The 1,854-nt window shown below is 61.3% G+C and carries 1 protein-coding gene; it reads left to right on the top strand.

All coding sequences use genetic code 11. The features are described 5' to 3' along the window. Positions 1–478 precede the first annotated feature (478 nt). Positions 479–799, top strand: a complete 321-nt coding sequence (locus GVY64_RS36845) for a hypothetical protein (protein ID WP_159851303.1) — start codon at positions 479–481, stop codon at positions 797–799. The last annotated feature ends 1,055 nt before the right edge of the window (positions 800–1,854 follow it).

Below are 1,854 nucleotides of genomic sequence, written 5' to 3'. Positions count from 1 at the left end.
ACCGCAACCGCGTCGTGGCATGGCATCCCGACCGCTTGATGTACGTGGACGACACACCGCACACCGAAGCGGTGATCGGTGAACGGCCGACCATTGCCCCGACCGTGACCCCGCCGACGCCCGCGCCCGGCAACCAGACCCCGAATCAAGCCGGACCTAGCGCCTGAATGCTTTACATTCGGTCGTGTCGGGAATTGGCGTCGAACCTGTGGCACCGCAGAACGAACGGCGCATCCCGGAATGATCGGAAGACCAGTTATCAGCCCGAACTAATGCGGACTATTAACTATCAATCGACAATGGATGGTGACTCTGTTAGATCAGCACTTCCGCGCGCTGCCCGATTCTTCGACATAAATGGCGACGTCGATCAACGACAATTATGACGTCTTCGTGAATGACCGCGTTCTGGGTCGCCTGGCCAGGGGGGTGTGAATCTGGAATTTAGAATTGCATACCGATCTAGCGAAGGATGGGAATGGTGTCGAAAGATCCGGTCAGTGAAGAATGGCAGGCTATTGAAAACGCCCAAAATCTGATGGACAGAACAGTGGCGCAACTAGGTGAACTTGTGGCACTCGCTGAGAATCTTGACGTGCCAGAGCGGGCAAATGGAACTAATCCGATTGTAGTGCAGATGAATGCGGTTTGCCATGTGGGACTGTTATTGGCTCCGTCAATTCAAGAGGCGATCGACGCCGCCCGCAAGAACAGGACAGCGAAGGCTGGGGAACTCCCAGGAAAATCGAGTCCTTGCGTTGTCAGACATCGAAGCGACGGGTCGCCACCACCAATTTGACTGTCTCGACCAGTTCGGACTGGTACGCCGGAGTGCCAGCGTGGGCGGTTCAGTGGCGTGACACTGGCGTGACCGGCAAGTTGAGCGCGTAGTGCAGTGTTCTCGTGGTGGAGGGTAGCGATCACGGTGGCGGCGGCGTCGATTTGTCGGCGTAGTCGAGCGTTCTCGTTGTACTTTTTGGCGAGTTCGGCGCGCAGGGCGGTGATTCGCGGTCCGGTCGCGTCTTGTCGCTACTGGGCTGTTGTGCGTGGGCGACGGCGGTGTCCCATTCCTGAAGTATCGTTGTGGCGCGGTGCAGGGTGGCGTGGCTGACCTGTGCTTCTCGTCCGCGGATGGATTTGGTGAGTCTGCCGTCGGTTCCGTTCGGGGCGGCCGGTCAGCAGTCGCTGCGTCGCTTCGCGCAGGGCTCGGGCGGTGCAGTGGCTGACCTCCCTGCCGGGCTCGGTCATTGTTCTGGTCTCCGGAGTGCGATTCGGATGTCGTCGAGTTGGTGGTGCAGTGCGGTTCGGCGAGGCGCGGGCAGTTTTGGGGCGTCGAGCAAGGTGAGCAGGCCAGCTTCCTGGCTGCGCCAGATCGGGAGATGTTCGGCGCCGATGATGCTGTTGGCGCAGCGTGCGGGCTGGCATCGATCGGCCAGCGGTCCGTGGTGGCCGGGTGGGATGACGGCGTTTCCCAGGCATTTCGCGTCGACGGCGTTGAATGTAGCGGTGGAATTCCTCCCGCGCCCACTGGGCCAGCTCCTCGGGCAGCCCCTGCGCGGTGGCCCAAGCCGCCAGCGCGCGCAAGATGCCGGCGCGCAGCGTCACGGTTCGTGGTTCTTTCGGGTCGGGTTTGAGGTGGAGCCCGGCCGCCAGGACAGCGGGGTGGCGAGGGTTGAGCCACACCATCGCCATTTCCCGGGCCCGCCGATTCCAGATCGGGGTTAGTTAGAGCTCCTAACAGGTTCTGTAGAGTGGCGGTGATTCTCGTTGCGGTGCAGTATGTTTCGTCGTGGCGGCCCCGTGGATCGTGGAAGACGAGTTGTGGACAGTGATCGAACCGCTACTGCCGGTCCG

Source organism: Nocardia sp. CY41, assembly GCF_009829325.1.
Lineage (GTDB): Bacteria > Actinomycetota > Actinomycetes > Mycobacteriales > Mycobacteriaceae > Nocardia.
This window is presented reverse-complemented; position numbering and strand designations above follow the sequence as displayed.